The following is a 26995-nucleotide window of genomic DNA, read 5'->3' on the forward strand; positions in this document are numbered from 1 at the left end:
GGATAGTGCGCAGTACGAGAAGCAGACCTGTCGCGTTGCGTTTATAAAGTGATCGTCATGAAAGTACTCAGCGGATCGGGTATATAGTCTGCAAATGGGCCGCACTCAGTGAAACCGAATTTGTCATAGAGTCGGCGCGCCGCAACGAATTCGATGGTGGATCCGGTTTCTAAACTAAGTCTTTGGTATGAGCGTTCTTTGGCGACTTGCAGAATATGTTGGAGCAATTGCGCGGCAACCCCTTGGCCGACATAGGCAGGTGCAGTGCGCATGGATTTGATTTCCCCATGTTGCGCATCGAGCTCCATTAGCGCACCACAACCAGCGAGTTGTTCGCCATCCCATACACTCCAAACCGAAATATTGTCTTGCTTGAGGGTGTCAACGCTAAGCGCATGACAACTCTCAGGCGGTGACACTGATGCCATATCGTTCAGGTGAAAAGTAATGAGATCGCAAATTGCTTGCCCACTCAAGTCGTCGAGTTGAATACGAAAATTGCTTGTCATAGTGATGTCTTTGAATAAAATGCAGAAAGCGATTGATCTGAAAAGATGTTCTTTTAGGTCGATTGTCGATAAGGCACACGTCCCGTTGGCACGACATTGGCGGCACGTTCGCAGTGCCCATGTTGATCATCAAAAAACATGTGTGGCTTGAAGGCGGCTAGGACTGCCGATTTATTGACACCTCCCATAAAGAAGGTTTCGTCGATAGCGATGTTCCACGCGCGTAGTGTGCGGATGACGCGTTCATGCGCTGGCGACGAACGGGCGGTGACCAATGCGGTGCGAATAGGCAGTGCGTGTCCATCGGGTGCTTTGAAGTTGTGTTGGATGTACGACAGCGCAATTAAGAGCCGTGCAAAGGGTCCTTCTGGTAATGGTTTGCAGGCATTCTCGCGTTCATGACGTTCAAATGCCTCGATGCCTTGCGTTTGATAAATGCGTTCTGCGTCATCCGAGAAAATGACCGCATCGCCGTCGAAAGCAATTCGAATTTGTTCAAGATCATCGACTCGCTCTGGCATCTTATACAGCAGGGCAGCAGCGACGCCTGCGTTGATTGCGGCTTGGACATCGTCTTCGTGAAGTGACAGAAATAGGCTGACATTAAACGCTTGCAAATACGGCGCAAGTTGCGCTCCACCAGCCAGAACCGCTCGGCTGATATCCAGTCCATAGTGCTGGATTGAATTGAATATCCGTAGTGAGGTCTCCGAAGAATTACGCGACATGATGACGACCTCAACCAGACGCTTACCTGGTGGTAGTTGGTTCAGTTTGAGTAGTGCTTTTACCAAGGCGAATCCGGCACCAGGCTTGAGAATTTGAGCTTCGTGGTCTAGCTGGTGCTGGCGATACGCATCAAGGCCTTGGTCTTGAAAAATGGCTTCTTCGACTTCAAGATCGAATAAAGCTCGCGAGGAAATCCCAATGACCAACAAATTATCGAGAGAGTAAGGCATCGTTGTTGTTCCGAATTTGAATGTATGGTTGGTTAGGCGTGCAGGTGTCGAACGATCGATTGAATTCGAGCGCCGGTCTACAGCGCCTAGTCTATTTTAATAGCTCATCGAAATGCTGGATCAACTGGTCAATTTCATCGAGGGTATTGTAGTGCGCGATGGAGACACGCACGACGCCTCCGTGTTTTTCTAGATCAAGCGCTTGAATTAAATGGCGCGCATAAAAATCACCAAAGCGTATGCCAATTTGATATTGATCGATGTGGCGAACAATCGTTTCGGATTGAACATCTGCAACCACAAAGCTAATCGTAGGGACGCGTTGATAGATTCCTTCGCTCAAGGACTCCATGCCAATGATCTTTACCCTATCTTTGCAGCGCAAATAGGACAACAGACGTTCCGCTAAGGCATTCTCATGGGCTTCAAACCGATCAAAAGCACATTGCATCAATGCGCGTCTTGTGTGGGAAGTCTTGTCATCAGGGCTAAAATGCTTGCCCATCTCGACCAAATAGTCGGCAATGCCGGCACAACCATAGGACAATTCGAAATTCACATTTCCCGGTTGTAGCTTGTAGGGCAGGTTGTCATCGGGAATAAAAAAATGATTGAGGTTGGCAAATTCTAAAAGTAAGGGAAAGCGGCCCCACATCACCGCATAGTGAGGACCAAAAACTTTATAAAAACTAAAGACCACGATATCCGCGCCAGACGCTTGCACATCGACCAGGCGATGTGGTGCATAAGCGACGGCATCAACACATAGACGGGTACCGTTCGCATGTACTATTTGTGCGATCTGTGGGATGGGGTTGATGGTGCCGAGGACGTTTGAAGCATAAGTCATCGCGAGCCATTTGGTGCGAGGTGTTAATAAGCTTCGTAAGTCATCCAATTCCAACTGGAAAGTTGCGGGATTCACTTCCCAAATTTTGATGATTGCGCCAGCTTGTCGCAAGCGTTGCCAAGCGCCGATATTCGCCTCGTGATCGGTGTTGGTGAGGATGATCTCGTCCCCTGCTTGTATCGATGGATAAAGTGCTTGAATCAATAAAAACAGTAATCCTGTAGTGGAACCTCCCATCACCACTTCACGGTCGTCTGCGGCGTTGATGAGTTCGGCAATATCGCGTCGTGCTTGCAGAACCCGTTGACCGGCTAGTTGTGAGGTCGCGTAGCTGGCACCAAGTTGTACGCTCGTATGCAAGAGGTAGTCATAAATACGATCGGCAACACGACGTAGAACCTGTGAGCCGCCAGCGTTATCGAGGAAAGTAATTTGGGAGTTGATTTGTAAAGCGGGGAACTCAGCGCGCACGAGGCAGAGTTCCGCATCCGACATGGTAGAGACGACAGACATGGTTGAATAGATAGGCAAATTGAGCAAGCCATAAACATACCATGAATTACAGCGCAGATTCAGGTCGACGTGAGCTTGATGAGGTCGGTCTTCCTATCTATCGCATTTTGGGGTGCAGATACTGCGATGAATGAGACCGATTTGAGGGAAGGTATCTCCTTCCCTCATCGGTCTCCATAGGCGATTTCAATATTTGGCGCTACTAGCCAGCCTGTCCATCCGCGCGAGGCGTCAAGTAGATTGGCAACATTAATCCAATCCATGCCAAGATCAGCAGAAGCCAAATGGATGCCGACCACTGCAACATCTGAGGCGTTGCGGTGACACTGGCGACAACGCGCAGTAGCGCAGCGATATGCAGCGCGAGGTAAATGCACCACAAGGCGTTGCTTGCTTGTAAAGGACGACCACTATGACCAAAACTCACACGACTAACAAAACCCACTAACATGGTGCCCATAAAACCAAGTGCAAGCGCGTGTATCATGGCAGAGCCGATCGGCACGCCGAACGCACTGACTGCTTGCAAGGCAAAGACCACGGATAGCCAAGCAAAGGATAAATGCAACATGGCTAGCAGACGGTTTTCTAAACTACGAAACAATCCCCAGCGCCACGAGGTATTGGCAAAACTAAGGCTGAGCATGCTGGCTAAAACGGCTTCGACGACATGCCATTCCAATATTCCCGTGAATGCCAAGGCCCAACTGCTGCCTATCCAGAGGTTTAATAGCCAGTAGGGACGCCACACAGTGTAGGAACGAATGACGTTACTACTGAAAAAAGGCAACATGCGATGACATACGGTCAAAAACACTGGCAGCAAGAAAGCAAAAAACGCCATTTGTCGCGCCGCAACCCAAGCTTCACGCACGCCAGCACTCCAAAAGAAAGCACAAGCGAGCGATAAAATTCCACCCGTCATGGCGAAAAGGAGTGCTTGTGCATGATTTTTATCTTTAACAGGGCTAAGTAGGATTAAGCGTGCCCAACGGAATGTCACGGCACACCAAGCTGCCAACATGAGTGCAAAGCCCGACATGCGTAAGGGATTGAGTCCCCAAGTTGAAGCAAACAAGGCAAGGAGTAAACCCGAAAAATAGGTTCCGCCATGGAGCAGAAAATTGTGCGGTGGCTCGTTCAACGACAACCATTTAGGCCCTGCCGTAAAGGTAAAGCCGAGAATGAATAGAGGGAATACGCCCAATGGCATTAAGACTGCATGCAAAGGCATTTCAATTGGACGTGGACTTTGCAATTGCCACCACCACCAAGAAAATAAAATTGAGACGGCGAGAGCACCCAGAAAGAAGTAGAGGCGGTGGGGGGCATGGGCGAGGCGTTTCATAGCAAGAATAGAGATAGGTCAAACAAAAAGTGAACAGGCGTCAGCTTAGCTTTGAACCTTGTTTCGATTTTTGATCGAAAGCAAGGGATGGCTTCAAAGTGTACGCGCCTCGCTATTCTTTGCTAGAGAAGCGCATGCGCAGTTGAAAAAAACTATTTCTATATCAATTTTTTTAAAAGTTCGAATGGAATCGGATGCGATGCCTTACGCCAGCTCAGCATTGAATTTTGCCGTGAGTTGTTGCAACCACGCAGGGCGTTCGCTCGCATCAATCCAGTATTTCACGGCGATGCCCAGCTCGGTATCTCCCTCGATTTTTAGACGACGCCGAAAGAATAGCGTATCGGCATCTTCGACTCCGGTAGCGAGGCGCAGGTAGTCAATTGCATGTGCGGTGAGTTTGACCTCGCAGTTTTGCGCATGGATCGATTTGAATTTCCCTTCTTCACAGCGGAAATAGAGGTGGAGCCCAAGATCCTCAACGACGATATTAAAACTGTGGCCATATAAGTGATCAGGCGCGACCAGCCAGTTTTTTTTGCGTGCGAGTGCGAGCAACAGTATAAATGGCGTATTCGCAATCGGAGCTGGCAATTTTTGCCCCAATTGTCGAATAAAAAGGGGGAGTTGAATGTCTTGTAAATTCATCGTTGTGCTCCGAAATCCGAACGCGATTTGTTCGTGAGTGTGTATTTGGGTGATGGTGCGCATGTGCGAGTCAATGCACTTGTACTGCATCGTTTGCTAGGCTTCATGAGATCGCGTGGATTGGTATGCTATGCCACTGCATGCCCGATTTTCCCGACCAATAGCCATTGCAGGCTTGCGCGTTAGGCGGCAATAAATGTGCGTCCAACTGTGCGGCTTGTTGACGACGGATTGCTGTATCGAAAGCATGGACGATTTGTTCCATGCCTTTTGATTGCACTTGCAGGCGCAAGTAGTCAACACCGAGTTGTTGGAGAGCGGGGACTTGGGGGCCAAGATCGAGACAATGAGCACTTTGTGTTTGAATCCCATTCACCGTGAGGAAATCGGCTTGTTCGCGGGTTCGCATCGCGAGGCCATCTGGATAATGCTCGCAACTGAATTCACAATTGTCTTTGCGTAGGCGATGATGTCGGGCTGTAAAGCATCGCGAGGAAAATGCAAGATGCATGCGACCCCAGACTTGCACTTCAGTTTCTAGCCCCGCTGGACGGTGGGCTTGTAAAGCGCTGAGATCGTCTGCGCTCAATTCGATCGGCGGAATGAAACGTCGCGCGCCAAGGTCATACAGCCAATTCAAGGTGCCATCGTGGTACACATTTAAGTGGGAACCTGCGACAAAGTCGTGGCCACGGCAAGCGCGTACGGCACTAAAATCATTGGCTTCGACCATGATATTTTCTGCTGCAGCAGCATCGACCAGCTTGTGCATGGCGCGGCGGTCGCTGTCGCTATCGATTAAGGTCAATGTAGATAAGATCACCTCTTTTCCAGCGTCGCGACAGGCTTTGGCGAGACTAACCCAGTCAGCCAAACGCATCTCATGGCGACGTGAACATACGGTTTCCCCAAGATAGATGGTGTCGACTGGCCAATGCATCGCTTCAACATAAAAACGCATCGTGTCTTCTTTGCTCCAATAATAGGAAAGTGGTGCAAGTGATAGTTTCATCTTTGTTGACTCCATCAAATTGTTATGGTCTTCGCCTCACTACAATCTGTTGCGAAATATTTTTGTGATATTGATTATTTCCATGGGCGTTCAAAAGCCCCTTGCGTGACTTGAGCCCCTTCCGCATGACGGGCAAGTTTGGCTAGCCAGTCAGGACGTGCGGTATAGCGGTCTGGTTCGCGGCTCGCAGAGTCGAGTGCGGCACGTAAGGTGGAGACCACCTGGGCAACATAGTTAGGGCTACGCTGTCGACCTTCAATTTTGATGGCTTTGACGCCCATTTGGATTAATTGTGGCAGCAGGCCGATTGCATTTAAGCTTGTTGGTTCTTCCAGTGCGTAGTCGGTTTCACCGTTAATTTCAAAACGGCCTTTGCAAAGCGTGGGGTAGCCAGTCGCTTCATTTGGTGCATAACGATCGATTAACGTTCCGTTTAAGCGTGCCGAGAGGACATGATCTGTCTCTTCCCAACTTACTGCATGACCAGGTGAACAGACACCTTTGTTATTGGGTGAATCCCCGGTCACGTAACTTGAGAGCAAACAGCGACCTTCAGCCATCACGCATAGACTACCAAATCCGAATACTTCAATTTCGACGCTGGTTTGGCGGATGATTTTTTCAATTTCCGTTAAGGTGAGAACGCGGGGTAAGACGGCACGGCGAATTCCAAAATTCTCTTTCATCAATTCAATCGCATCGACGGTCGTTGCCGAGCCTTGTACTGATAAATGTAAGCGTAGGTCGGGATAGCGTTGACGCGCATAGGCCATTAATCCCGGATCGGCGAGGATCACGGCGTCTGCACCAAGCTTGACAGCAGTGTCCACTGCGGTACGCCATTCCTGTGCCCTTTGTGCTTGCGGATAGGTATTGATCGCGAATAAGACTTGGCGATGCCGTTGGTGTGCATACTCAACCCCAGCGCGTATATCTGATTCATTGAAGTTTAATCCACCGAAGTTCCGTGCATTGGTGGCATTGCGAAGGCCGAGATAGACGGCATCGGCACCTTGATCGATTGCTGCTTTCAGTGCGACCAGACTGCCAGCAGGTGCTACTAAGTCGAGTGTTTTCATGCGCAAGATGTTAGCGATTCCATTTCTGAGCGTCTTTGTCTTAGGTCAATGAAATGGTGACTCTTGTTGCATTGCGGAATTAAATTAAAATTTATTCAAGGGGGACGGATATCGCAGATTGCCTTGCCTAATTTTTGGGCTATTATGAAAAATGTTCCTGCCTTGTATCTCTTTATTCTGGTCATTTCGTTTGACTTGTTTCTGTGTGTCTCACTTAGAAGGAGCATCACATGTCTTTACCTCATGCGCGTCGTTTTAACACCTCTAGCGTTTCTTTTCATTGTTTTTTTTGCGTTGGTCTATTGGGGGCGCCGCTTGTACCCACCGCGCAGGCTCAGGCACAAACCTCAAATCCGCCAAAGTCGAAGTCGAGCGCGCTAGCAAAGCCAACCACGATCAAAGATGTCACGCAAATCGTCAAACCTCCTGTTGCTTTAGCCTTTATTGATGTCGCGACGAGTGCGAGTGATATACCTGGTGGGAACCTGATGGCTGGTGCTACGCAAGGAACGCAGTCGGGTGGAGGATTATTTGGCGCACTGACAGGCATGGCGAAAGGAGCAATGGGGGCGACAAATGATCGCGGTAATGTATTTGGCAATACACATCATTTGGGATTTGTCAGTGGCAAATACTTGGATGTATCTGTCCATACAAATCGTAACCCTAGTCTCAGTGATGCGAAGCAAATTGTGCCGGTTAGCATGAATTTGGGTGAAAGCTTGCAATTGAATGCGCCTATCCCTGAGAAACCGGTGCCTGCCTTGATCGACGAGGAGCCGATGGAGCCGAGCTATGAAAAGCCGAAGGGGAAAATCTCTCTGTATTGGGGGTGCGGCGACACGATTCGTCCTGGTCAACCGCGCACCTTAGATGTGGCGAGTGCGTCCATTGATGACTATGCTAAATTTTTTGTGATGCGTGGTAAAACAAGTAAAGGTGCACGTTGGCAAGCTGGCCACCCTGCATGGCCGAATAAGATCGATGACCGCAAGCTTCCCGATAATGCATCTATCGTTGGACAACATCAATTTTTAGGAAATGGCATTCCTGATAGCTTTAAAGTCAATCTTGGTGCGGCGCAGGATCTCATGCCTCCAATCGAATTAACGCAGACAAAAAAAGACGGTACCGTTCTGATGGAGTGGAAATCGATTCCCCATGTTCGAGGCTATTTTCTTTCGGCCATGGGGGGCAAGCGAGAGAATGACGATAGTGGTGAAATGATCGTCTGGACATCCAGTGAATTAGCCGATTTCGGCTTTGGTTTAGTTGATTATCAATCGAACGCGGACATTGATCGATGGATTAAAGAGCAGGTTGTTTTACCAGCGAGCGCGACGCATTGTGCTGTACCAAAAGGCATATTTGCCGAAGGTGCTGGGATGCTAAGAATGATTGCCTATGGATCAGACGCCTTTTTCTCCTATCCACCACGTCCGGAAGATCCCAAAATCGCTTGGGAGCCTGAATGGCAAGCGAAGCTACGCGTGAAATCGGTATTCAGTTCCATACTCGGCGGATTTGGGGAGATGACTGGCAAAGGCTCGGATCGACAATCTCCGAAGAAGGATGAAAAGAAAAGCAAAGCGACGGAGCTTTTGAAAAGCTTATGGGGCAATTGATTGAAATAGATCGAAGAGAGGTCGGATTTTTTTTCGGGCAGGGTATCAGCAAGAATTGTTGAACTCTTGCATAATTGCGGCATGTTTGCAGGAGGCGAATGTCCAGGTCGCTTGCGAACACATCGATGTCAAACCCAAAAACAGTTTTTATCTCATCAGGAGAAATGCTTATGAAAGTTCGATTCAATCGTGTTGCCGCCGCTTTGGTGTCGGCAAGTTTAGGCGTGGCGAGTTTGAGCTTGGTTTCTGCCACTGCTGTCGCTGGTGCACCGATCAGTCAAGCTGTCGCACCTGGCTATTACCGCGTGATGTTAGGTGACTTTGAAGTGACCGCATTATCGGATGGCACAGTCGCACTGCCTATCGATAAATTATTAACAAATATTAAACCTGAACAAACGCTCAAAGCCTTAAAAAAACATCACCTAGGGACCCCGACCGAAACTTCTGTGAATGGCTATTTGATCAATACAGGCAGTAAATTAGTCTTGATCGACACCGGCGCAGCGAGTTTATTTGGGCCGACTTTAGGGCGTTTGGCGAATAGCTTGAAGGCTGCCGGTTATACGCCAGATCAAGTGGATGAGATTTATATCACGCATATGCATGGCGATCACGTCGGTGGTTTGATGAATGGTGAGCAAATGGCATTTCCCAACGCTGTGGTTCGAGCTGATCAACATGATGCAGAGTTTTGGCTGAGTCAAAGCAATTTGGAAAAGGCGAAACCCGAAGATAAAGGTGGTTTTCAAGGAGCAATGGCCTCCTTAAATGCGTATGTGAAGGCGGGGAAATTTAAGCCATTTAATGGTGATACTGAGCTAGTGCCGGGCGTTAAGGCGGTCGCAGCACGCGGACATACACCAGGACATAGCATTTATTTGGTGGAAAGTAAGGGGCAAAAATTGATGCTTTGGGGGGACTTAATGCACGTCGCCGCAGTACAGTTTGAAAATCCTTCCGTGACTATTGCGTTTGATAGTGATAGTCAGTCTGCGATGGCTCAACGCAAAAAAGCCTATGCGGATGCCGCTAAGCAAGGCTACATGGTAGGCGCGACCCACCTGTCTTTCCCTGGTCTAGGATATATTCGTAGCGAGGGCAAAGGCTATGCTTGGACTCCAGTCAACTATTCTCCTGTGAAATGATTTTCGGTTTTGCATATTCACTAAGCTGCTAACACATGGGATTGGAGAGGGGCGACGCCTCTCTCCCTGTCGGACTGGATAGGATCTTCGTTTTGGTGGCACTCCACAATCTCATTCTTCTCATTGTAAATTGCTTTCTCGATTCTTATAGACTTTTCGAATATGACTACTTTTCACCAAACGGATTCCATAGTAAATGCTAGGCCTACCGCCCGAGCATCAAATGCGACCTTGAATTAGATGATGAGTGAGACTATGAGTGAGACTATGATTGAGACCTTGAATGTCGCAGAAATACCCTCCAATTCTCGTTTGTCGGATGTTGTCATCCGACCGATTGCTGAGGGCGATAATTTGTGCATAGCGAGTTTAATTCGTGCCGTGTTGGAGGAAATGAATGTTCCAAAGGTTGGCTCGGCCGCCGCTGATCCTTCGCTCGACTTTATGTACCAACATTATACGCGTGATCGCGGCGCATATTTCGTGGTCGAATATCGAGGTGACATCGTCGCAGGCGGAGGGATTGGTAGCTTGCCAGGCGCACCGGAAGATTTCTGTGAATTGCAAAAAATGTATATGCTGCCATCAACGCGTGGCATGGGGATTGGCAATGCCTTGATACAACGTTGTCTCGATGAAGCCAAGCAGCGAGGTTATCGCCAGTGCTATCTAGAGACACTACCAACTATGCTAGCCGCACAAAAGCTCTACCAGAAAATGGGTTTTACGTATATCGATTACGCAATCGGAGACACAGGACACAGCGCATGCCAAGTTCGTATGTTATTGCGATTTGACTGAAACTTTTTTACGCAAGACGCGAGCACGGATCGGTATTTTTCAATGTCATTGTGAAATTGATCCAAGCGCTTTTGCTTAAGGAATCGTGATTTGAAAAACAGCGCCGCCGTTTGAGGTACGATTAAACAAGTCCAGTTGGCCGCAGTCGTTTCCATTGTGATGTTTCTTCAGAATTTCTCGTGCTAGATTCAATCCTAAGCCTGTTCCGTCTCGCGTGATGGGAGAGTTGGTCGGTAAGGTTTCTTGATTTTGCCCGAGCATCGTTGCAGGAAACCCTGCACCATCATCTTCAATTTGTATTTGTAATCCTTCCTTTGTTGGATCGTCTTTTTGCGCCACAGTTGCGACGCGTATGGTTATCTTGTTTTTGGCGAATCTTAGTGCATTTTGGAGAGCATTGGCGAGTAGCATTTGGAGCAAGATCTTGTCGTAAAACCATACTGATGGTGCTAAAGCAAGCTCGGTTTCGATTCGAATATGTGGCCGTGATCGTAAGTGGCTGGCATGCTGTGCGAGCAGATCGGCGACCAGCTCTTGGGGAGCTTGATCGACTAATTCCAAATGCAGTTGTCCAGTCTGAGATTTATAAAAACACAGTAATCGCGTTAAAGTCTCAGAGGAACGCATCGCCATTTCTTGTGCAATTGCGTCTTGGCGACGTTCAGCATCTGCCGCTAATTGTGCCAGATCGTTTTTGACATCATGGATGCACAAGGCGGCGATAACAGAAAAGTCCTGTGCACTCATGCTTTGATTTCCAATTTGTATTTCGCCTGGATTTTGATTTGGAACGCATTGATTTCGGCTAGCTTCGGATACAAATTGTTTTGTTTAAATACGGCGTCCTGAAACTGCTTTGCGCGGATGGATTTTTCACTGTCATAACCATTCGTAAAGATATCCATCAAAATGGAGAGCGCGGCATTAGAAACGATCTGTAAATTATTTGGCAATCTCAATGCAGCCTCGGTCAACATGGATGACGCTTCTGCATAGTGGCCAGCACGTGCTTTCTGTACTGCTTCGTTATTGAGATTGATGACTTCCTTGACCGATGATTCGATCAAATGTTGCGCAATTTCGTCGCCGCCGTGGTCTTTGTAGATGCTCGCAATTTCTGCTTGTACTTTATTCGAGTCCGGGTTGTTTTGGACCACTGATTTTAAAATTTCGCGCGCTTCTTCAGCACGATTTTGCGCCAAGCAGGCTTTAGCTAATGCAAGCTTGCTGGCTTCAGAAAGATTATCGCCATCGTCAGCAAGCGCGAGATCTAAGGCTTTCTTTGCGAGTTCCTTGTTTCCCAAGTGACTTTGTGCAACCGCCTCATACGCTGCTAACATTTTGACTTCTGCATTTTCTTTAAAATGTTCTTTGGCTTCTTTAAGGACGTCAACAGCGCGTTCTAGCTCACCTGTCTCGGTCAGAGCGTTGGTAAGTTTTGCAAAATCGATTGGATCACGTAGAGGGGAATTTCGGGTTTGTTTGACGACCACGCTGAGTGCTTTGTCGACGCGTTCATAATCGCCCGTTGATTCGGCAAGGCTGGCGATAGAACGCTGCCGTGCCAGTGAATGAGGGGCAATTTTGCAGGCGTTATCGAGCACGTGTAGCGCCTTTTCGGCGTCGCCGGCATCAGAATGAATTTTTCCTAAGAGATCATAAGCTGCGAGTAGGCGCGGGTTATCATCGATGATGTTTTCGAGTAAATGACTTGCTTGTTCATCCTCACCTTTAAATTTTAAGGCTCGCGCTAATCCCAATTTTGCCCATGGCATGTCGCGCATTTTTAGGGCGTTCTGATAGAAATTGATGGCCTGTTCGGTCTGTTGTAGCATCAGTAGGGCATTGCCTTTGATACGCATTGCGTCTACCACGTACTTATCCTTGCTCGCGATTATGTCATCACATGCCTTGATAATTTCAGGCCAGGCACCTTGATCTTGTAAACGATCAATAGCCGCGAGACGCGCTTTGCGTTCGAGTAGTCGTTCTAAGCGTATTTTTAAGGTTTCGCCTGTAAATGGCTTCAGCAGATAATCGTCCGGCATGCATTCAGCCGCCGTGATGACACTATTAAATCCTGTCTCGGCGGTGATCATAATAAACAAGGTGGCGCGGCTAATCGCGTTGCTTGTCCTTAAATATTCGAGAAATTGTTGACCATCGGTAGAGCCGCCAAGGTAGTAGTCACACAAAATCACATCGTAAGTTCGTTGGCTGATATAAGACAAGGCTTCCCGTACATTTGAGGCTAGGCTCACGTTCATGATACCTAGAGCCTGCATTTGATTGCGCATGGTTGTACGCATATCGGGCATGTCGTCAATGACCAAAATTTTGCGGTCAGTGAAGGAAATAGGCGCAGCAACTTTGGTACTTGGTATAGCCATAGATTTCACCGATCCTCTAGTAAGCAACGACAAACGGCTTTCGATAAAGTAATAGTATCCATTTGCTTTTCGAATGACAAATAAAAAATGCAATTGGGAAAAACTTAGTCTGATTGGATTAGTAAACTTGCGTTGGTCATGTCAAAAGGCTAGATACGCGAATGACGTGCTCGGCAAATGTTGTGTTGATTCGATACCGCACAAGGTGGGCCACTGGGACTTTGCCATAGTGAGGGACTGCGCCAGAATTTGTTGACGGGATAAGCCAGAAATGGGTCGAAATAGAAACAAATTTGTAGCAATTTGTCTCCGAGATGTGATTCTTCCGTGACTTTATAGAACCCTTGCAGGCAAAATCATAGTACTGAACACATAGAGCAAAATTTGACATGTCAAATCAAATGGTCATTGCACAAGATTGGCGAACTATCCTTGGAAACGCGTTTGGCTTCAATCAATCAGTACTCACGGGAACGTTGGTATTGCCGCAGGAAACGTTGGCACATGCGCGATTACTTCATGAGGTTCTGGTCGCGATCTTTGCGACGCCCCAATTTAATCCCGTGATGCCGACCTCGAATCTTGAACTCAGTCATTTCATTTTATTGTCTTGTCGCGAGATACAGAAAAGAGCACGATTGTCAGTGTTTGAGACGGGGCGAGTCATTCAAATAAAACACGATGTAGCGGGCATTCATGCGCAGTTGGCGCTACCTTTTTCGCACGCTAGTTCGGCATTCAATGCTCTGCGATGGGTTGTTGAAGTCATGAATATGCTGGGACGTAAACCAAAACGCAGTCCTACTTTGATTGGAAAACTTCAAAATTCGCTAAAGAAGCTCGTTGAGGACTTGAAGCCGTTTTCGAATAGCGGCGTGAATATTGGCCGCATGATCCCGGTAGCGATGGAGCTTGGGATACCAGTTCGTCATATAGAAAATCAAATTTTTCTTTTGGGTGTTGGTAAGAATGGTCGAATTTTTAATTCCACGATTACCGAATCGACTACCTCGCATGGAGTGCAATTCGCGAAGTCAAAAGTCAGCACCGCACACTTGTTGCGTTTGGCTGGTTTGCCAGCTGTTATGCATGAGCTTGTCAACAGTGCAGATCAGGCGGTGATGGTGGCCAACAAATTTGGCTATCCGGTTGTCATTAAGCCCGCCGATAAAGATGGTGGCGAGGGGGTCTATGCGGGATTGAAGAATGAGCAGGAAGTACTACAATCCTTTGAATTGAGTCATCAAATTTCGAACCGAATCTTATTAGAAAAATTTGTCGATGGACAAGACTATCGTATTACCGTGGCGAACGGTAAAGTCATTAAAGCAATCGTTAGGAAGCCAGGTGGTGTTGTGGGAGATGGTCAACATACCATCGCGGAATTGATTCAACTTGCAAGCCAACAAGAGCAAGCTGTGATACGAGCGCGCGAACGTGGTAAACAGTTGTTGTCACTGGATGACGAGGCGTTGGGCATTTTGACGGAGCATCGCTTGACTCCTGCCACAGTTTTGGCGCCAGACCAACAGCTGGCTTTACGTAAGCGGGCGAATATTTCGACTGGGGGCACGACGGAAAATGTGATTAATATGATGCATCCCGACAACGTGGAATTAGCGATTCGAGCAGCACAAGTGCTACGGCTCGATTTGGCTGGGATTGATCTATTGATGCCAGATATTCGCGTTTCTTGGATGGAGAGTAGTGGTGCTATTTGCGAGGTGAATGCGCAGCCGCAAATCAGTACAGAATATGTGCCAACCATCTACCATGAACTGTTACTAGACTCGGTTCCTTGCCAAGGCAGAATTCCCTTGGTTTTATTGGTATACAGAGAAACCCCACTGGTGACCGTCGAGAGATTATCAGGTCTGATTGCTGACTATTTTGCCCAGATTGGATTAAAGACATTTCATACAGATCAAACAGGAAGTTTTCTCAATGCGCGTCGCTTGAGTCAAGCATTGCCTCATCATATGCAATATGCTAAAGCACTACAGGTGAATCAATCAGTTGATGCTGCAGTGTTGATGGTGAGCGAACAAGATTTGTTAGTTCACGGCTTGCCATTTGTTTATTGCGATTTACTCTATTGGGTCGATAGCCTTGATATAACGCAAAGCTCCGCGCTTAGCGATTTGCTTACAATGACAATTCCGCATATTCGCGGCGCATTGTGCGTCGATCAGCCTGATCTGATTCCAAGCCTGAGCACGGTTCCGATTGACGGACTTAGGGTCTGTGCATTGCCAAAGACCGACCTAGCACAAGACACCTACCAGCAGGCTCTAGTCGGTGTACTGCAATGTCACGTCAAAATTAATTAAATACAGGAAGATAATGATGGTCAATGTCACGCGACGTACAGCAAACACGTATCAGGCTGCCATGCAGGCTTGTCCATTTGCGAGAGTGCACGAATTTATGTTGCCCTTGCAGTTGGCGAATCTCCAGCCAAAAGAGACCTTGGTTGATTTTCCGAGTGGTGGTGGTTATCTGCGACCTTTTATCGCGAAGATTAATGCCGAGATTGGTTATGTTCCGGTTGAAAATGTCGCTGGTTATGCTGAATACAATCCCGAGATCATTGGCGGGACATGGACCAATTTACCTTTTACCGATGGTCAAGTTGACGTCGTGTTTACCTTGGCAGCGATTCATCATATGCTGGATTGTCGTGCGGAGTTTTATCAAGAATGTTTTCGGGTGTTAAGCAATCAAGGGCGCTTTATTATTGCCGATGTGCTGGCAGGGAGTGCACCAGCGCGCTTCTTGGATGAGTTTGTCGGAAGTTATAGCTCGCAAGGACATCGAGCTCGTTTTATTGACTTAAAGACGGATAGCGCGGAAATTGAAGTGGCGGGTTTATTCAAAGTCAGCGATGCGTATAGTCAGCGGTTTGCTTGGGAATTTAAAGATGTAGACTCGCTCGTGACTTATTGTAGAAATTTATTTCGCATTGATCTCGCGAGCGATCGGCAGATCGAAGAGGGTTTGCGACATTATTTAGGGATCCATCAGGTTGACCATGGTTTTGATTTGCAGTGGGAGTTGGCATTTATTCGCGCGAACAAACTTCCTGCGTAATTGTAAAAATCTTGAAAACAATCAAACATCCTCATACTAATGAAAAATCTCACGATAGCAATACTTTTTTGTTACTCCTTGGTGAGTCCGACTAGCGGTGTCGCGTATGCGGCACAGACGGAGGTTGGATCGAGTTCAGCGCTACCGCAAATTGGAACACGAGCTGTAGTTGGAGAGCGACTTTTTGATGAAGATCTGCTGAAAATTTCAGGAAAGCTTTGGCGTGGGCAATTAAGCTATCTAGACTACAGCGCAAATGTGCTGCGCAGTATTCCATCCAATTTGTTGGTGACTCGATCGAGTGAGAAATCATCGGTTTGGCTATGGAGTTATGGCTACGACAAAGAGCCTCATGCAAACGCAAGCAATGGCATTGAGTTGAGTGAGGATGGTCGTCGATTTGGCAATGAGAATGTGCTACAGAGACAGGTCGCTGAAGATGGAACTTTAACGGTGATAACTAGTATGGTTGGTGAAGACGATAATCGGCCTGCGGAATTTCGATTCACTTATACAGTGACAGAAAATACATTCACTCGCCAAAAAGAAGTTAAGTTGAAAAGTGGTGGTGACTTCTTCACTCGCCATACCTACAGATGGACTCGATGAATCGTTTGTCGAATTAGTCCTTGCCGCAAAAAGGCATTTTGGTCATAAATTGAACTGATGTCTTTCTCAATGACGCCAGAGTACGCACGGCGCAAGAGCCTATCCAACATCGGTAGTCAAGCTATCGATTTCCTATTTCAAAGCACCCAATTCGTTTCTGTATATGCAGGTAAGGGCCTTTGCTTTTTCTGTATGCTAATTACATATGGATGCCGCAAATGTAGTCGACTCGTTTTTGTCTTACGCTACAGTACGATTAGGGCGCTGATTGGAAGGGGAGTTTGATCGCCATTCTTGAGCTGAGTTGTGACACTCATTTGTGCCACCTCACAAAAAACAAGCTTAGAAAAGCAAAAAGCCTCTTGATTTCTCAAGAGGCTTAAATACTGTTGGTGCCGAGAGCCGGAATCGAACCGGCACGCCTTGCGGCGCCAGATTTTGAGTCTGGTGCGTCTACCAATTCCGCCATCTCGGCAACGCATGAACAGAATTATGACAGGGTGCTCCGATTTTTGCAAGCACTTGGCTTAATTTGCTGTTATATTTTATGGTTCTGCAGTTTGATTGAATTGTTTCGCTTCATTTTTCAGCAGCGTATTTTTTTCGATTTTTCGGTAAAGTGTGAAATATTCATCTTTATCCGCTGCACGTTGTCCTTCCCAAATCATCTCCCAAGTTCCAGGAAAGTCTTTGTCGACTGGGCCTTTGATTTTTCCTTGAAAGCGACGATTGGCTTGGGTTAAGAGTAAATCACAATTTTGCTCACTCAATCCAGCGAAGTGCACTTTACTAAAATACGCGAAAGAAGCCCGTTGTGATGCGCCTAGCTTACTGTCAATGCAACGATAGGTAGTCGGAAGCTTGGCGGCCATTTCTTGCGCAACTTCGGAATAACTGACGCGGTGATTAATTAAGGGCATCCATAGACTCATAATTAAAAACCAGCACAAGATGACGCCACCGCTTGAAAGTACGACCGCCCGCCAAAGGACGGATGGCTGCCTGGAAATTCGCCAATAAACAATCCGAAACCAGATGACACTGATCGCAATAGCAAGAATAAAGACGAGAAAATGAAATTCGGGTGTGTAGCCTGGTGCCCAGCTCAGGATTTTCTTACTAGTACGTTGTGGCCATCCTGATTGGAATGCAATCCAACCAAACCAGAAAAGGCCCGCTGCGCCTGTCATGACCATCACAGCGAACCAATCAACTGCATTGATTGCACTGCGCTTCATTGTCGGCAAACCAAATGCCGCGAGGATGGCAAGTGGTGGCAGAAGTGGAAGTAAGTAACCTTCCTCGTGGGTACGATTCAATAAAGCTAAACTCGAAAAACAAATTAAAAAAGCGAGTGGTAGTGAAATGTGCAGCGACCTCTCTTGTTTGCGCCAAGCATAGATCGCCCAAGCTGCAAATGGCCATGCTGGCCATGCAAACCAGATTCCATAGCGTAAGAAGTGGATGGCATTGTCGAATATTGGTGCACCTAATTGACGATAGTTCCATTCCATCCAAGCTTGGTACGGTGAGCTGGTGAATGGTTGAACTTGTTGTAGTGTGAATAGCCACGCACCGACGACTAGCAGGGCGATTGGAGTGCTGACAAAAAGTAACCAAGTCTCTAAGTTTTGTTTTCGGTAACGGCAAAGAATCAATAGAGATATGAGGATGCCGAGCGGAATTACCCAACCTCTGGTTAAGACTAGCAATCCAAGCACTAGCCCAATTTTTAATGCGCCGACTTTATTTGGGGCATCGAAAAAGCGTATGCTGAGATACAACAGGAATCCAATTAATGCGATGAAAAGTGGGCCGCTGCTGGTCGTATGGCTTGGGAGAAGCAAACCGAGACAGCCTAAATAAATTAATAGTGCACCATCAGCAAGAGTGCGCCCAAAGTCGCGCGGTTCTGGTTGTCCGCCGAATGCAAGCTTCAGGGGTTGTGCTTCAGTACGTCGACCAAGTAAATAAGTACTATACCAAACAGAAATCGATCCCAATAGGAATGCAAGTCCAGTTGCAATGCGTGCGGCCATAGGGTCGCCAATAAGACTGCCAAATAATTTGATGCAGAGCGCGCCAAGCCAAAACGCGAGGGGACCTTCTTCTGGCACTGGCAGGCCAACGACATGTGGCCACAACCAATCTTGCAAGTTGCCATGCGCCATTGTCCACATTACACCGAAGCCCGCTGCATCAGCTCCTTTCCATGGATCCCGTCCAATTAGACCGGGAAGAATATAGAGTAAACAAAGGGCAAAAATGCTCCAACGTGGTAAGGCAATTGTGGCAGAGGCGGGAAGGCGGACTGGCTTCATGGTTTTTTTATTTGATAAAACTCGATGATACAAAAAAGGCAGCCGTAGCTGCCTTTTTTCTTAATACTGATGTACTAAACGTACCAGTTCGTTGCTTATTCGCCAGTAGATACAGACGTTTTAGAACCAACGGAACCGAATTTCTTACGGAATTTGTCAACGCGACCAGCGGTATCAACGATTTTGTGCTTACCTGTGTAGAAAGGATGAGATTCAGCAGAAACCTCGATCTTTACCAATGGCATAGTTTTACCGTCAACTTCGATAGAGTCTTTAGTTTGGATTGTGGAACGTGTGATGAATTTGAAATCGTTAGAAACGTCGTGGAACATCACTTCGCGATAATTTGGGTGGATACCGTCTTTCATACTTGCCTCAAAAATAGTTTGGTAGCCAATATGCACTTCGTCGGTCGCCCAGCTTCTTGACCCGATTGCTTATCACTTGCCAGAGTTTAAATCACTTAAAAAGTTTCTTAGCGTCAAGCTAAGCCCGTGATTATACAATAAAATCATGGACTGACGTCGTCGTGTCTTTGATTATGCAGTAATTTTATCGTCGACTTGCGAAGTCTCAATTCCAACATTCAGTCAATCGGCAAGAAATTAAGGCCTGTTGAAAAGGAAATTTATGTCGAGCAATATTCATGCGGGTATGAGCAGTCTTTTACACGTTGTGGAAGTCGTTGGTGTTTTTGTTTTTGCTAGCTCCGGCTTGGTTGAGGCGAGACGTAAAAAAATGGATTTGGTGGGCGTTTTCACAGTTGCTTTTATCACAGCGTTTGGTGGCGGCACCGTCCGTGATATTTTGTTGGATAGGCGACCTCTGTTTTGGATAGAAAATTACGAATATCCCACCTTGATTTTTGTTTTTTGTGCACTGGTGTCACCATTTTTTCGACAGTTACGGCAAGTTGTCACAGAACGCGTGATTTTATATGCGGATGCACTTGGTCTAGGATTATTTAGCGTCGGCGGTGCTTCGCTAGCATTTGGGATGAAAATGCCCTTGTTTGTTTGCGTCATGATGGGTGTAATCACGGGAATTTTTGGTGGAGTATTGCGCGATATTATTTGCAATGAAATTCCGATGGTGTTTCGAAGGGGGCAGTTATACGCTACTTGTGCATTTCTTGGATGTTGGATTTACTTGGTTTTAGCCTTGTATGGTGCGAGTGAAATCATTGCTGTCGTATCGGGAATTGCCGTCACTCTGATCCTTCGTCTTTTCGCCGTAAGATATGATTGGAAGCTGCCTGGTTAATCGCGCTTGGATTTCTTGCGGTGATCGATCATGACTGCGATTTACTTACGAGGTGGTCTATTGATCAGTCCAAATAACACAGCATCGATCATGGTTTCTGCATGGGCGGCCAAGTCGTAAGCGGTCGGATCAATTAGCCATTCATGGACCAAACCGATGAGGAAAGCATGATTAATTTGTACGGCAATGGGAATATTTGTATCCAAGGGCAATTCGCCCTTTGCTACGGCTGCCCGAAAAATATCACCAATTTTATCCATGCATTCATTGCGGCTCTCGCGTTCTTGAATAAATGACTGCATTTCCGCGGTCTTTTCACAGCGATGAAAAATGATATCAAATACCTTGGTTTGTCTTGTATTTGCTGTGACTTGCGCTATAAAGTGTAAATTGAGTTGCCGCAGTGCCGCGATTGGATCGTCAATTGTATTGCTGGTGATTTCATTGAGTAGGATTTCGATAGGCAAAAATGCGCGATCACACAAAGCGTGGAATAATTCCTTCTTATCTTTAAAGTGCCAGTAAATCGCTCCCCGTGTCATACCTGCTGCACAAGCAACATCGTTTAAAGTCGTATTGGCAACACCTTTTTCACAAAATACTAATTCCGCTGCATTCAGCAGGGCTTCATAAGTTTGTTGCGTATCTTCTTTGGTTTTTCTGGCCATCGCAGAACTCCTCATCTTCGCCGTGAAAGCGCGACCTGCTGAAAATTAAATTTTTTTTATATTTCACGAATTTTACAATTTTAAACTATACAAACATTCGTGTATGTATATAATAGCATACTGCGAACTTCAATTAAAGAGGAAATTTATGAGCAAGATATATGATCAAGAACTTAAGGATAGCCATTTGAAATCCGCTTTTCCATTTAAATTCAATCGCTTAGCTTTAGTTCTTGCGTTGGCATTGCCAGTTTTTGCGTTGTCAGCATGCAATAAGAACGCGGGTGGAAATGCTGCACAAGGTGGCGCGATGCCACCGCCAGAAGTGAATGTCATCACTTTGCAAGGCCGCGACTTACCCATTGATTTCGAATTTGTCGGACAAACAGCAGGTATACGTGAAACTGAAGTGCGCGCTCGCATTAGCGGTATTTTGGAGCAGCGTGTCTATGAAGAAGGCGCCAAAGTCAAAGCAGGTCAGGTGTTATTTCAAATTGATCCAGGCTCCTATCAAACACAATTAGCGTCGGCGGAAGCGGCGCTTGGCGTGAGTGAAGCAAAGTTAAATCAAGCAAAACGCGAATTTGCTCGATTGACGCCATTGGCAGCCGAGAAAGCAATCAGTCAACGTGAATACGATGATGCGAAATCGGCGTTGGAAATGGCTGAAGCAAGCCACAAGCAAGTGCGTGCGCAAGTGAATGAGGCGAAATTGAATTTGAGCTATACCAAAGTGGTAGCACCGATTTCCGGTGTGACTGGTGTAGCGAGCAAACCAAACGGTAGCTTAGTGACACCGGCCGATAGTTTGTTGACCACCATCGTGCAAACTGACCCTATCTATGTCAATTTCAGCGTGAGTGAGGCAGATTATTTGAAGTTGAATGCTGATTTGGCTAACGGTAAATTGCATTTGCCAGGTAAGCGTGCAAGCAATGGTGGCTTAGATTTTGAGGTTAAGTTAAAAATGGCTAACGGTGACATCTTCCCAACCGCAGGCAAGATGAATTTCTTAAGTGAAAAAGTCAACACGACAACAGGTGGGTTCGATGCGCGTGCGCAAATCGCGAATCCCGATGGTGCCTTGCGTCCAGGTCAATTTGTACGTGTGATGTTGCAAGGTGCAACACGTCAAGCAGCGATTGCTGTGCCACAACGTGCTGTGATTGATAGCCCGATGGGGAAACTGGTATTTGGTGTGTCGCCAGATAACAAATTGGTGCCACGTCCAGTTCAGTTGGATGGATGGTCACGTGGTGAATGGATCGTGACAAAAGGCTTGCAAGCTGGCGAGCGTGTTTTGGTGGATGGTTTTATCAAGGCACATGATCCAGGCATGACCGTTAAACCAGTAGCGATTGACGCCAAAGCTGCGGCCAACCCTAATTCTGCTGCGCCGACGGCCGCACCAACGGCTGCGCCAGCGGCAGCTTCGGCTTCTGCAAGTGCGAAAGCTGCGCACTAAGTCCGTTTAGGATGGGTGTTCATTTCAGTCGAATTTAAGGACTCACTATGTTTTCCAAATTTTTTATTAATCGACCGATTTTCGCGACGGTAGTGTCGTTGATTATCGTGATCGCTGGTTTGGCCGCTTTGCGTGTCTTACCAGTTGAGCGTTACCCAGAAATTTCACCACCAGTTGTCAATGTGGTTGCTTTCTACCCAGGAGCTTCAGCAGAGGTTTTGGAGCGAACTGTGGCGGCACCGATTGAGGAACAAATCAATGGTGTTGAAAATATGTTGTACATGGATTCGGTATCGGCGGCGGATGGTCGCGTATCGATTAACGTGACTTTTGAGGTCGGTACCGATCTCGATATCGCCGCGGTCAACGTCAATAACCGTGTTCGTCAGGCAGAAGCAAAGTTACCGCAAGAAGTGCGTCGACAAGGCGTAACGGTATCAAAGAGTTCGTCGAACTTCTTGGTTGTTGCGGCGTTTTATTCTGAAGACAATCGTTACGACAGTTTGTACTTATCCAATTATGTAACGCAAAACGTATTGGATGCGATTAAACGTATTCCAGGTACTACCAACGTACAAGTGTTTGGTGCAAAAGACTATGCAATGCGTATTTGGATGCGACCTGATCGTATGGCGCAATTAGGCGTGACGGTGAGTGATATCGCCAGTGCTGTCGGCGAACAGAATGCACAATATGCGGCAGGTAAGATTGGTGCACCACCGAACAACACTGAAGAATTGACGATGACGGTGACCGCCAAAGGTCGTCTATTAGAACCCTCTGAGTTCGCCAATATCATTATCAAAGCAGGTAAGGGCGGTAGCACCATACGTTTGAGTGATGTCGCACGCGTTGAGTTGGGCTCAAAAGATTACAACTTGTATGGTCGTATCAATGGACATCCCTCAGCAAACGTTGGTATTTTCTTGCAGACCGGCGCGAATGCTTTGGACACTCGTGAAGCAGTAGAAAAAACTCTGCGGGAGTTGAAAGCGAAATTCCCAGAGGGAATGACTTATAAAACACCGTACGATACGACGCCGTTCGTTACGGAATCAATCCATGAAGTGTTAAAGACACTGGCCGAAGCGATGGTCTTAGTCTTTATCGTCGTGTATTTATTCCTGCAAAGTTGGCGCGCGACGATTATTCCTACATTGGCTGTACCTGTTTCATTGGTCGGTACGATGGCTGGATTGCACATGCTTGGCTACAGCATTAACACATTAACGCTTTTCGGTATGGTGCTAGCGATTGGTATTGTGGTGGATGATGCGATCGTTGTGTTAGAGAACGTCGAGCGATTGATGAATGAAGAGGGCATGTCACCAAAAGAAGCAGCGATTGAAGCGATGCAAGAAGTGACAGGGCCGGTCATTGCGATTGTATTGGTATTGGTTGCTGCGTTTGGACCGATCGCATTCTTGGGTGGCTTGGCTGGTGAGTTATATCGTCAATTCTCTGTCACGATTTCGATTGCGGTGATTTTGTCAGGTATCGTTGCACTGACTTTAACGCCTGCTTTGTGTGCAATTTTATTGAAACCCGGTGCGGAAAACCATAATCGTTTCTTCGATTGGTTTAACCATGCGTTCGCACATTTAACCAAGCGTTATACCTCTGGCGTGACTTTCTTCTTGAAGCGTGCCGTGCTCGGTGTGAGCTTATTCGTTGGCATGATTTTGATGGCTGGCTTGTTGTGGAAAACTGTTCCCGGTGGTTTGGTTCCAGATGAAGATCAAGGTTACTTCATTGGCGCCGCGATCTTGCCGGAAGGTGCATCTCTAGAGCGCACCAATATGATGGTTAAGCAAATGGAAACAGCGCTTGAATCGAATAAAGATATCGACACACGTTTCGCGTTGATCGGTTTGGATTTCTTAGGTGGTGGCGGTTTGAAATCTTCTGCTGCGACGATGTTCTTCCCATTACGTTCTTGGGATGAACGCAATAAGTCTGCGAAAGAATTGGTGGGTGAATCGTTCATGCGCACTGGCAATATCAAAGAAGGCTTGCCATTATTCTTCAGCCCACCTGCAATTCAAGGCTTAGGTCAAACTGGTGGCTTTGAGTTTTATTTGCAAAACAAAGGTGAAGGCGGCGTGAAACGCTTGGCAGAGTTGTTGCCTGTTTTGATTGCCGAAGCAAATAAACAGCCTGAACTAGCTGGAGTAAAAACCTTATGGCAAGCTAACTCACCGCAATTGTTTGTTGATGTCGATAATGAAAAAGCACGCGCGATGGGCGTAGTTTTATCAGATGTCTACAATACTTTAGCCGCAACTTTAGGTAGTTACTATGTGAACGACTTTAATAAAAATGGTCGCGTCTACACTGTGCAATTGCAAGCGGAAGGACAGTATCGCGCTAAGCCTGAAGATATTGGTAATTTGTATGTACGTTCGATTAGCGGTCAAATGATCCCTATCCGAGCCTTCGCAACGACCAAGTTCATTACGGGCCCAGATTCCGTGCAACGATTTAATGCCTTGCCGTCGATAAAGTTATTGGGTGATGCAAAACCTGGCTTTAGTTCAGGCCAAGCGATTGCAGCGATGGAACGCGCAGCAAAAAATGTATTGCCATCGGATGTGACTTATGACTGGGGCGGCGCATCCTTCCAAGAAAAACGTAGCAGCAGTGCGGGCGGTTTGGCACTTGCCGCAGGTGTATTAATGATCTTTTTGATCTTGGCTGCACAGTATGAAAAATGGTCACTGCCATTCTCTGTTTTGTTGGCTATGCCGTTTGGTATTTTCGGTGCGTTGCTTGCCGTGTATTTACGTCACTTTAATAATGATGTGTACTTCCAAATTGGTTTGGTGACCTTGCTTGGCTTGTCAGCAAAAAATGCGATCTTGATTGTGGAATTTGCGGTGATGAAAGTGCATGAAGGCTATGCACCTGTTGCTGCTGCAGTTGAGGCTGCACGTCTGCGTTTCCGTCCTATTTTGATGACATCGTTGGCATTTATTTTAGGCGTGGTGCCATTGGCATTCTCAAGTGGTGCGGGTGCGGCGGCACGTCAATCTTTAGGAACGGGTGTATTGGGAGGCATGATCGCAGCAACCTTCTTGGCGATCTTCTTGGTACCACTATTCTTTAAATTAATTTATGACCGTCGTTTCAAAACTTTAGATAGTGACTTTGATCATCCAGAGCATCACTACGCGAATGATCCGTTCGAGAATCCATTTAGAAAAGTTGAGAGTACGGATGCAGTTAAAGAAAATAATGAGGTGAAATCATGAAATTAGGGAAGATTTTTCCTCAAGCTACAGGCGTGAAATTGTTACCTTTAGTGTTCAGTCTCAGTCTTGCTGGATGTATTTCAGTTGGACCTGATTACCAACGGCCACAGTTAGATTTGCCACAAGCAAGTCAATCGAGTCAAGCTAGTGGTGCACAGCAGGCGCAACATGCTGCGTTAAAGACGTGGTGGAAGGGTTTGCAAGATCCTGTGCTCGATCAATTGATTGAAGATGCGCTCAAGCAAAATCAAGATTTGTTGATTGCGACTGCCCGTATGGAGGAAGCTAAAGCCACAGCGGGAATCGCATTAGCAAATCGCTTTCCAACTGTGGACGCGAACTTGGCAGTGAGTCGCTCACGTACCAGTGAAAATTCTGGCAAGTTGCCAGCGAATGCAAATTTGATTGGCGAAAATTATCAATTTGGTTTGAGTGCGGCATACGAGCTAGATTTGTTTGGTAAATTGAGTCGCGCTGATGAAGCTGCAAAAGCACGTTTATTGTCGCAACAGGCGAACCGTGACGCGGTGCAAATTAGTTTGATTGCGAACGTTGCACAAAGCTATTTTTCTTTGCGCGCTTTTGATGCACAGTTGGCTTTTGCTGAAACCACATTAAAGAGCCGTCAAGAATATCTGGCATTGCAGCGTAAGCGTCATGCAGCGGGCGCGATTGGTGACATCGATTTGCATTATGCAGAATCCGAACTCGCAGCAGGTGAAGTCGCTTTTACGCAAGCGAAGCAGGCATTGCGAAATGTAGAATCTAGCCTCGCGGTATTGATAGGACGCTCACCAAAGCAGGTGATGAATCCTGACATTCCACGTGGTTTGACGATACAGCAATTGGTAAAAAATTTACCAACGCCTGCTGAGCTACCGTCTGACTTGTTAGCACGACGTCCTGATCTGGTTGCTGCTGAACAGGTACTGGTTGCTGCCAATGCAGATGTGGGACAAGCAAAATCAGCATACTTCCCAAGCGTGCGATTAACGACGTCTTTAGGTCGCGAGTCACGTGCATTGGAAGATCTATTTAACCCAGCTTCTTTGTTGTGGAATGTCGCTTCGAGCATCGTACAACCGGTGTTCCGTGCGGGTGCAGTCGGCGCCGTAGTTGATGGTGCCGAAGCGCGCAAGCGTCAAGCATTGGGGCAATATGTGCAGACTGTTCAAAATGCTTTCCGCGATGTTCACGATAGTTTGAACAATGCGATCAGCAATGCAGCGATTGATGCCTCAACACAATCACGTTTAACTGCCGTTCGTGAAACCTATCGCTTGTCGAACCTGCGCTACCAAAGTGGCTACAGTGCGTATGTTGAAGTCTTGAATGCGCAACGAGACTTGATGCAAGCAGAGATCGCCGCGATTGATAGTCAACGTGCGAAGCTGAGTTCTGGTGTGGCTTTGTATAAGGCTGTTGGGGGCGGTTGGGGACAGTAGT

General features: G+C 47.0%; 22 protein-coding genes and 1 tRNA gene. 10 read left to right on the forward strand and 13 right to left on the reverse strand.

From position 1 onward, the window contains the following. Positions 1 to 41: 41 nt before the first annotated feature. The 7 genes from KDM90_RS08965 to ubiU all read right to left on the reverse strand — a co-directional run bounded on the left by KDM90_RS08965 (position 42) and on the right by ubiU (position 6918). A complete protein-coding gene (locus KDM90_RS08965; protein ID WP_212675260.1) occupies positions 42 to 509 on the reverse strand; it encodes a GNAT family N-acetyltransferase in 468 nt (155 codons plus the stop codon). 53 nt (positions 510 to 562) lie between these two features. Beyond that, the gene (locus KDM90_RS08970; protein ID WP_212675261.1) at positions 563 to 1468 is read right to left on the reverse strand and encodes a 5'-nucleotidase; all 906 of its coding nucleotides are present in this window, start codon (positions 1466 to 1468) and stop codon (positions 563 to 565) included. A gap of 91 nt (positions 1469 to 1559) precedes the next feature. Further along, on the reverse strand, positions 1560 to 2831 hold the full coding sequence (locus tag KDM90_RS08975; RefSeq protein ID WP_212675262.1) for a cysteine desulfurase-like protein: 1272 nt from the start codon (positions 2829 to 2831) through the stop codon (positions 1560 to 1562). 202 nt (positions 2832 to 3033) lie between these two features. Next, the gene (locus KDM90_RS08980; RefSeq protein WP_212675263.1) at positions 3034 to 4179 is read right to left on the reverse strand and encodes an NnrS family protein; all 1146 of its coding nucleotides are present in this window, start codon (positions 4177 to 4179) and stop codon (positions 3034 to 3036) included. Positions 4180 to 4383: 204 nt separating this feature from the next. After that, entirely contained in the window at positions 4384 to 4827 is a 444-nt protein-coding gene (gene ubiT, locus KDM90_RS08985) for a ubiquinone anaerobic biosynthesis accessory factor UbiT (RefSeq protein ID WP_212675264.1), read from the reverse strand. Positions 4828 to 4930: 103 nt separating this feature from the next. After that, entirely contained in the window at positions 4931 to 5839 is a 909-nt protein-coding gene (gene ubiV / locus KDM90_RS08990) for a ubiquinone anaerobic biosynthesis protein UbiV (protein ID WP_212675265.1), read from the reverse strand. A 74-nt stretch (positions 5840 to 5913) separates the two neighbouring features. After that, a complete protein-coding gene (gene ubiU, locus KDM90_RS08995) occupies positions 5914 to 6918 on the reverse strand; it encodes a ubiquinone anaerobic biosynthesis protein UbiU (RefSeq protein WP_212675266.1) in 1005 nt (334 codons plus the stop codon). Between the two features lie 230 nt (positions 6919 to 7148). Here ubiU and KDM90_RS09000 point away from each other — a divergent pair, with 230 nt between their 5' ends. The 3 genes from KDM90_RS09000 to KDM90_RS09010 all read left to right on the forward strand — a co-directional run bounded on the left by KDM90_RS09000 (position 7149) and on the right by KDM90_RS09010 (position 10492). Further along, positions 7149 to 8543 (forward strand): hypothetical protein, encoded by a 1395-nt coding sequence (locus KDM90_RS09000; RefSeq protein WP_212675267.1) that lies wholly within the window; start codon positions 7149 to 7151, stop codon positions 8541 to 8543. A gap of 170 nt (positions 8544 to 8713) precedes the next feature. Further along, a complete protein-coding gene (locus KDM90_RS09005) occupies positions 8714 to 9691 on the forward strand; it encodes an MBL fold metallo-hydrolase (protein WP_212675268.1) in 978 nt (325 codons plus the stop codon). Between the two features lie 255 nt (positions 9692 to 9946). Further along, complete coding sequence (locus tag KDM90_RS09010; protein ID WP_212675269.1) at positions 9947 to 10492, forward strand: GNAT family N-acetyltransferase; 546 nt, start codon at positions 9947 to 9949, stop codon at positions 10490 to 10492. Between the two features lie 75 nt (positions 10493 to 10567). Here KDM90_RS09010 and KDM90_RS09015 read toward each other — a convergent pair whose 3' ends face one another. Together KDM90_RS09015 and KDM90_RS09020 are read right to left on the reverse strand one after the other, a co-directional pair. Next, a complete protein-coding gene (locus tag KDM90_RS09015; RefSeq protein ID WP_212675270.1) occupies positions 10568 to 11239 on the reverse strand; it encodes a sensor histidine kinase in 672 nt (223 codons plus the stop codon). Then, positions 11236 to 12882, reverse strand: a complete 1647-nt coding sequence (locus tag KDM90_RS09020; RefSeq protein ID WP_212675271.1) for a tetratricopeptide repeat protein — start codon at positions 12880 to 12882, stop codon at positions 11236 to 11238. Before KDM90_RS09020 ends, KDM90_RS09015 begins: the two co-directional genes overlap by 4 nt. A gap of 389 nt (positions 12883 to 13271) precedes the next feature. On the opposite strand from KDM90_RS09020, the gene KDM90_RS09025 reads away from it, so the two are divergent. The 3 genes from KDM90_RS09025 to KDM90_RS09035 are packed head-to-tail and all read left to right on the forward strand — an operon-like array spanning position 13272 to position 16581. Beyond that, positions 13272 to 15212, forward strand: a complete 1941-nt coding sequence (locus KDM90_RS09025; RefSeq protein ID WP_212675272.1) for an ATP-binding protein — start codon at positions 13272 to 13274, stop codon at positions 15210 to 15212. Positions 15213 to 15225: 13 nt separating this feature from the next. Continuing rightward, positions 15226 to 15972 (forward strand): class I SAM-dependent methyltransferase, encoded by a 747-nt coding sequence (locus tag KDM90_RS09030; protein ID WP_212675273.1) that lies wholly within the window; start codon positions 15226 to 15228, stop codon positions 15970 to 15972. A gap of 39 nt (positions 15973 to 16011) precedes the next feature. Next, positions 16012 to 16581 (forward strand): hypothetical protein, encoded by a 570-nt coding sequence (locus KDM90_RS09035; RefSeq protein ID WP_212675274.1) that lies wholly within the window; start codon positions 16012 to 16014, stop codon positions 16579 to 16581. A gap of 390 nt (positions 16582 to 16971) precedes the next feature. On the opposite strand, the gene KDM90_RS09040 is transcribed toward KDM90_RS09035, so the two are convergent. The 3 genes from KDM90_RS09040 to KDM90_RS09050 form a co-directional block, all read right to left on the reverse strand. Next, positions 16972 to 17056: transfer RNA gene (locus KDM90_RS09040), tRNA-Leu, on the reverse strand. 70 nt (positions 17057 to 17126) lie between these two features. Further along, positions 17127 to 18902 carry an ArnT family glycosyltransferase gene (locus KDM90_RS09045; RefSeq protein WP_212675275.1) on the reverse strand — a complete coding sequence of 592 codons (1776 nt, stop codon included), beginning with the start codon at positions 18900 to 18902 and terminating at the stop codon, positions 17127 to 17129. 95 nt (positions 18903 to 18997) lie between these two features. Beyond that, positions 18998 to 19270, reverse strand: coding sequence for a type B 50S ribosomal protein L31 (locus KDM90_RS09050; protein ID WP_212675276.1), 273 nt, complete (start codon positions 19268 to 19270; stop codon positions 18998 to 19000). Positions 19271 to 19532: 262 nt separating this feature from the next. Between KDM90_RS09050 and KDM90_RS09055 the strand changes: the two genes are divergently transcribed. Continuing rightward, the gene (locus KDM90_RS09055) at positions 19533 to 20165 is read left to right on the forward strand and encodes a trimeric intracellular cation channel family protein (protein ID WP_230409703.1); all 633 of its coding nucleotides are present in this window, start codon (positions 19533 to 19535) and stop codon (positions 20163 to 20165) included. 41 nt (positions 20166 to 20206) lie between these two features. Here the strand turns inward: KDM90_RS09055 and KDM90_RS09060 are convergent, their stop codons facing one another. Then, positions 20207 to 20833, reverse strand: coding sequence for a TetR family transcriptional regulator (locus tag KDM90_RS09060; protein WP_212675277.1), 627 nt, complete (start codon positions 20831 to 20833; stop codon positions 20207 to 20209). A 148-nt stretch (positions 20834 to 20981) separates the two neighbouring features. Between KDM90_RS09060 and KDM90_RS09065 the strand changes: the two genes are divergently transcribed. The 3 genes from KDM90_RS09065 to KDM90_RS09075 are packed head-to-tail and all read left to right on the forward strand — an operon-like array spanning position 20982 to position 26994. Continuing rightward, positions 20982 to 22298 carry an efflux RND transporter periplasmic adaptor subunit gene (locus KDM90_RS09065; protein ID WP_212675278.1) on the forward strand — a complete coding sequence of 439 codons (1317 nt, stop codon included), beginning with the start codon at positions 20982 to 20984 and terminating at the stop codon, positions 22296 to 22298. A 47-nt stretch (positions 22299 to 22345) separates the two neighbouring features. Then, positions 22346 to 25549: an efflux RND transporter permease subunit gene (locus KDM90_RS09070; RefSeq protein ID WP_212675279.1), complete on the forward strand. Its 3204-nt coding sequence runs from the start codon at positions 22346 to 22348 to the stop codon at positions 25547 to 25549. After that, positions 25546 to 26994, forward strand: a complete 1449-nt coding sequence (locus KDM90_RS09075; RefSeq protein WP_212675280.1) for an efflux transporter outer membrane subunit — start codon at positions 25546 to 25548, stop codon at positions 26992 to 26994. The genes KDM90_RS09070 and KDM90_RS09075 overlap by 4 nt, the downstream gene beginning before the upstream one ends. Position 26995: the final 1 nt, after the last annotated feature.

Origin of the sequence: Affinundibacterium fentianense (genome assembly GCF_018139545.1) — a bacterium.
Taxonomy (GTDB): domain Bacteria; phylum Pseudomonadota; class Gammaproteobacteria; order Burkholderiales; family Burkholderiaceae_D; genus Undibacterium; species Undibacterium fentianense.

Bases quoted from the DNA above. Each gene is read 5' to 3' on its own strand.
- KDM90_RS08965 (WP_212675260.1), bottom strand. From the start codon at position 509: ATGACAAGCAATTTTCGTATTCAACTCGACGACTTGAGTGGGCAAGCA.
- KDM90_RS08970 (WP_212675261.1), bottom strand. From the start codon at position 1,468: ATGCCTTACTCTCTCGATAATTTGTTGGTCATTGGGATTTCCTCGCGA.
- KDM90_RS08975 (WP_212675262.1), bottom strand. From the start codon at position 2,831: ATGTCTGTCGTCTCTACCATGTCGGATGCGGAACTCTGCCTCGTGCGC.
- KDM90_RS08980 (WP_212675263.1), bottom strand. From the start codon at position 4,179: ATGAAACGCCTCGCCCATGCCCCCCACCGCCTCTACTTCTTTCTGGGT.
- ubiT (WP_212675264.1), bottom strand. From the start codon at position 4,827: ATGAATTTACAAGACATTCAACTCCCCCTTTTTATTCGACAATTGGGG.
- ubiV (WP_212675265.1), bottom strand. From the start codon at position 5,839: ATGAAACTATCACTTGCACCACTTTCCTATTATTGGAGCAAAGAAGAC.
- ubiU (WP_212675266.1), bottom strand. From the start codon at position 6,918: ATGAAAACACTCGACTTAGTAGCACCTGCTGGCAGTCTGGTCGCACTG.
- KDM90_RS09000 (WP_212675267.1), top strand. From the start codon at position 7,149: ATGTCTTTACCTCATGCGCGTCGTTTTAACACCTCTAGCGTTTCTTTT.
- KDM90_RS09005 (WP_212675268.1), top strand. From the start codon at position 8,714: ATGAAAGTTCGATTCAATCGTGTTGCCGCCGCTTTGGTGTCGGCAAGT.
- KDM90_RS09010 (WP_212675269.1), top strand. From the start codon at position 9,947: ATGAGTGAGACTATGATTGAGACCTTGAATGTCGCAGAAATACCCTCC.
- KDM90_RS09015 (WP_212675270.1), bottom strand. From the start codon at position 11,239: ATGAGTGCACAGGACTTTTCTGTTATCGCCGCCTTGTGCATCCATGAT.
- KDM90_RS09020 (WP_212675271.1), bottom strand. From the start codon at position 12,882: ATGGCTATACCAAGTACCAAAGTTGCTGCGCCTATTTCCTTCACTGAC.
- KDM90_RS09025 (WP_212675272.1), top strand. From the start codon at position 13,272: ATGTCAAATCAAATGGTCATTGCACAAGATTGGCGAACTATCCTTGGA.
- KDM90_RS09030 (WP_212675273.1), top strand. From the start codon at position 15,226: ATGATGGTCAATGTCACGCGACGTACAGCAAACACGTATCAGGCTGCC.
- KDM90_RS09035 (WP_212675274.1), top strand. From the start codon at position 16,012: ATGAAAAATCTCACGATAGCAATACTTTTTTGTTACTCCTTGGTGAGT.
- KDM90_RS09045 (WP_212675275.1), bottom strand. From the start codon at position 18,902: ATGAAGCCAGTCCGCCTTCCCGCCTCTGCCACAATTGCCTTACCACGT.
- KDM90_RS09050 (WP_212675276.1), bottom strand. From the start codon at position 19,270: ATGAAAGACGGTATCCACCCAAATTATCGCGAAGTGATGTTCCACGAC.
- KDM90_RS09055 (WP_230409703.1), top strand. From the start codon at position 19,533: ATGTCGAGCAATATTCATGCGGGTATGAGCAGTCTTTTACACGTTGTG.
- KDM90_RS09060 (WP_212675277.1), bottom strand. From the start codon at position 20,833: ATGGCCAGAAAAACCAAAGAAGATACGCAACAAACTTATGAAGCCCTG.
- KDM90_RS09065 (WP_212675278.1), top strand. From the start codon at position 20,982: ATGAGCAAGATATATGATCAAGAACTTAAGGATAGCCATTTGAAATCC.
- KDM90_RS09070 (WP_212675279.1), top strand. From the start codon at position 22,346: ATGTTTTCCAAATTTTTTATTAATCGACCGATTTTCGCGACGGTAGTG.
- KDM90_RS09075 (WP_212675280.1), top strand. From the start codon at position 25,546: ATGAAATTAGGGAAGATTTTTCCTCAAGCTACAGGCGTGAAATTGTTA.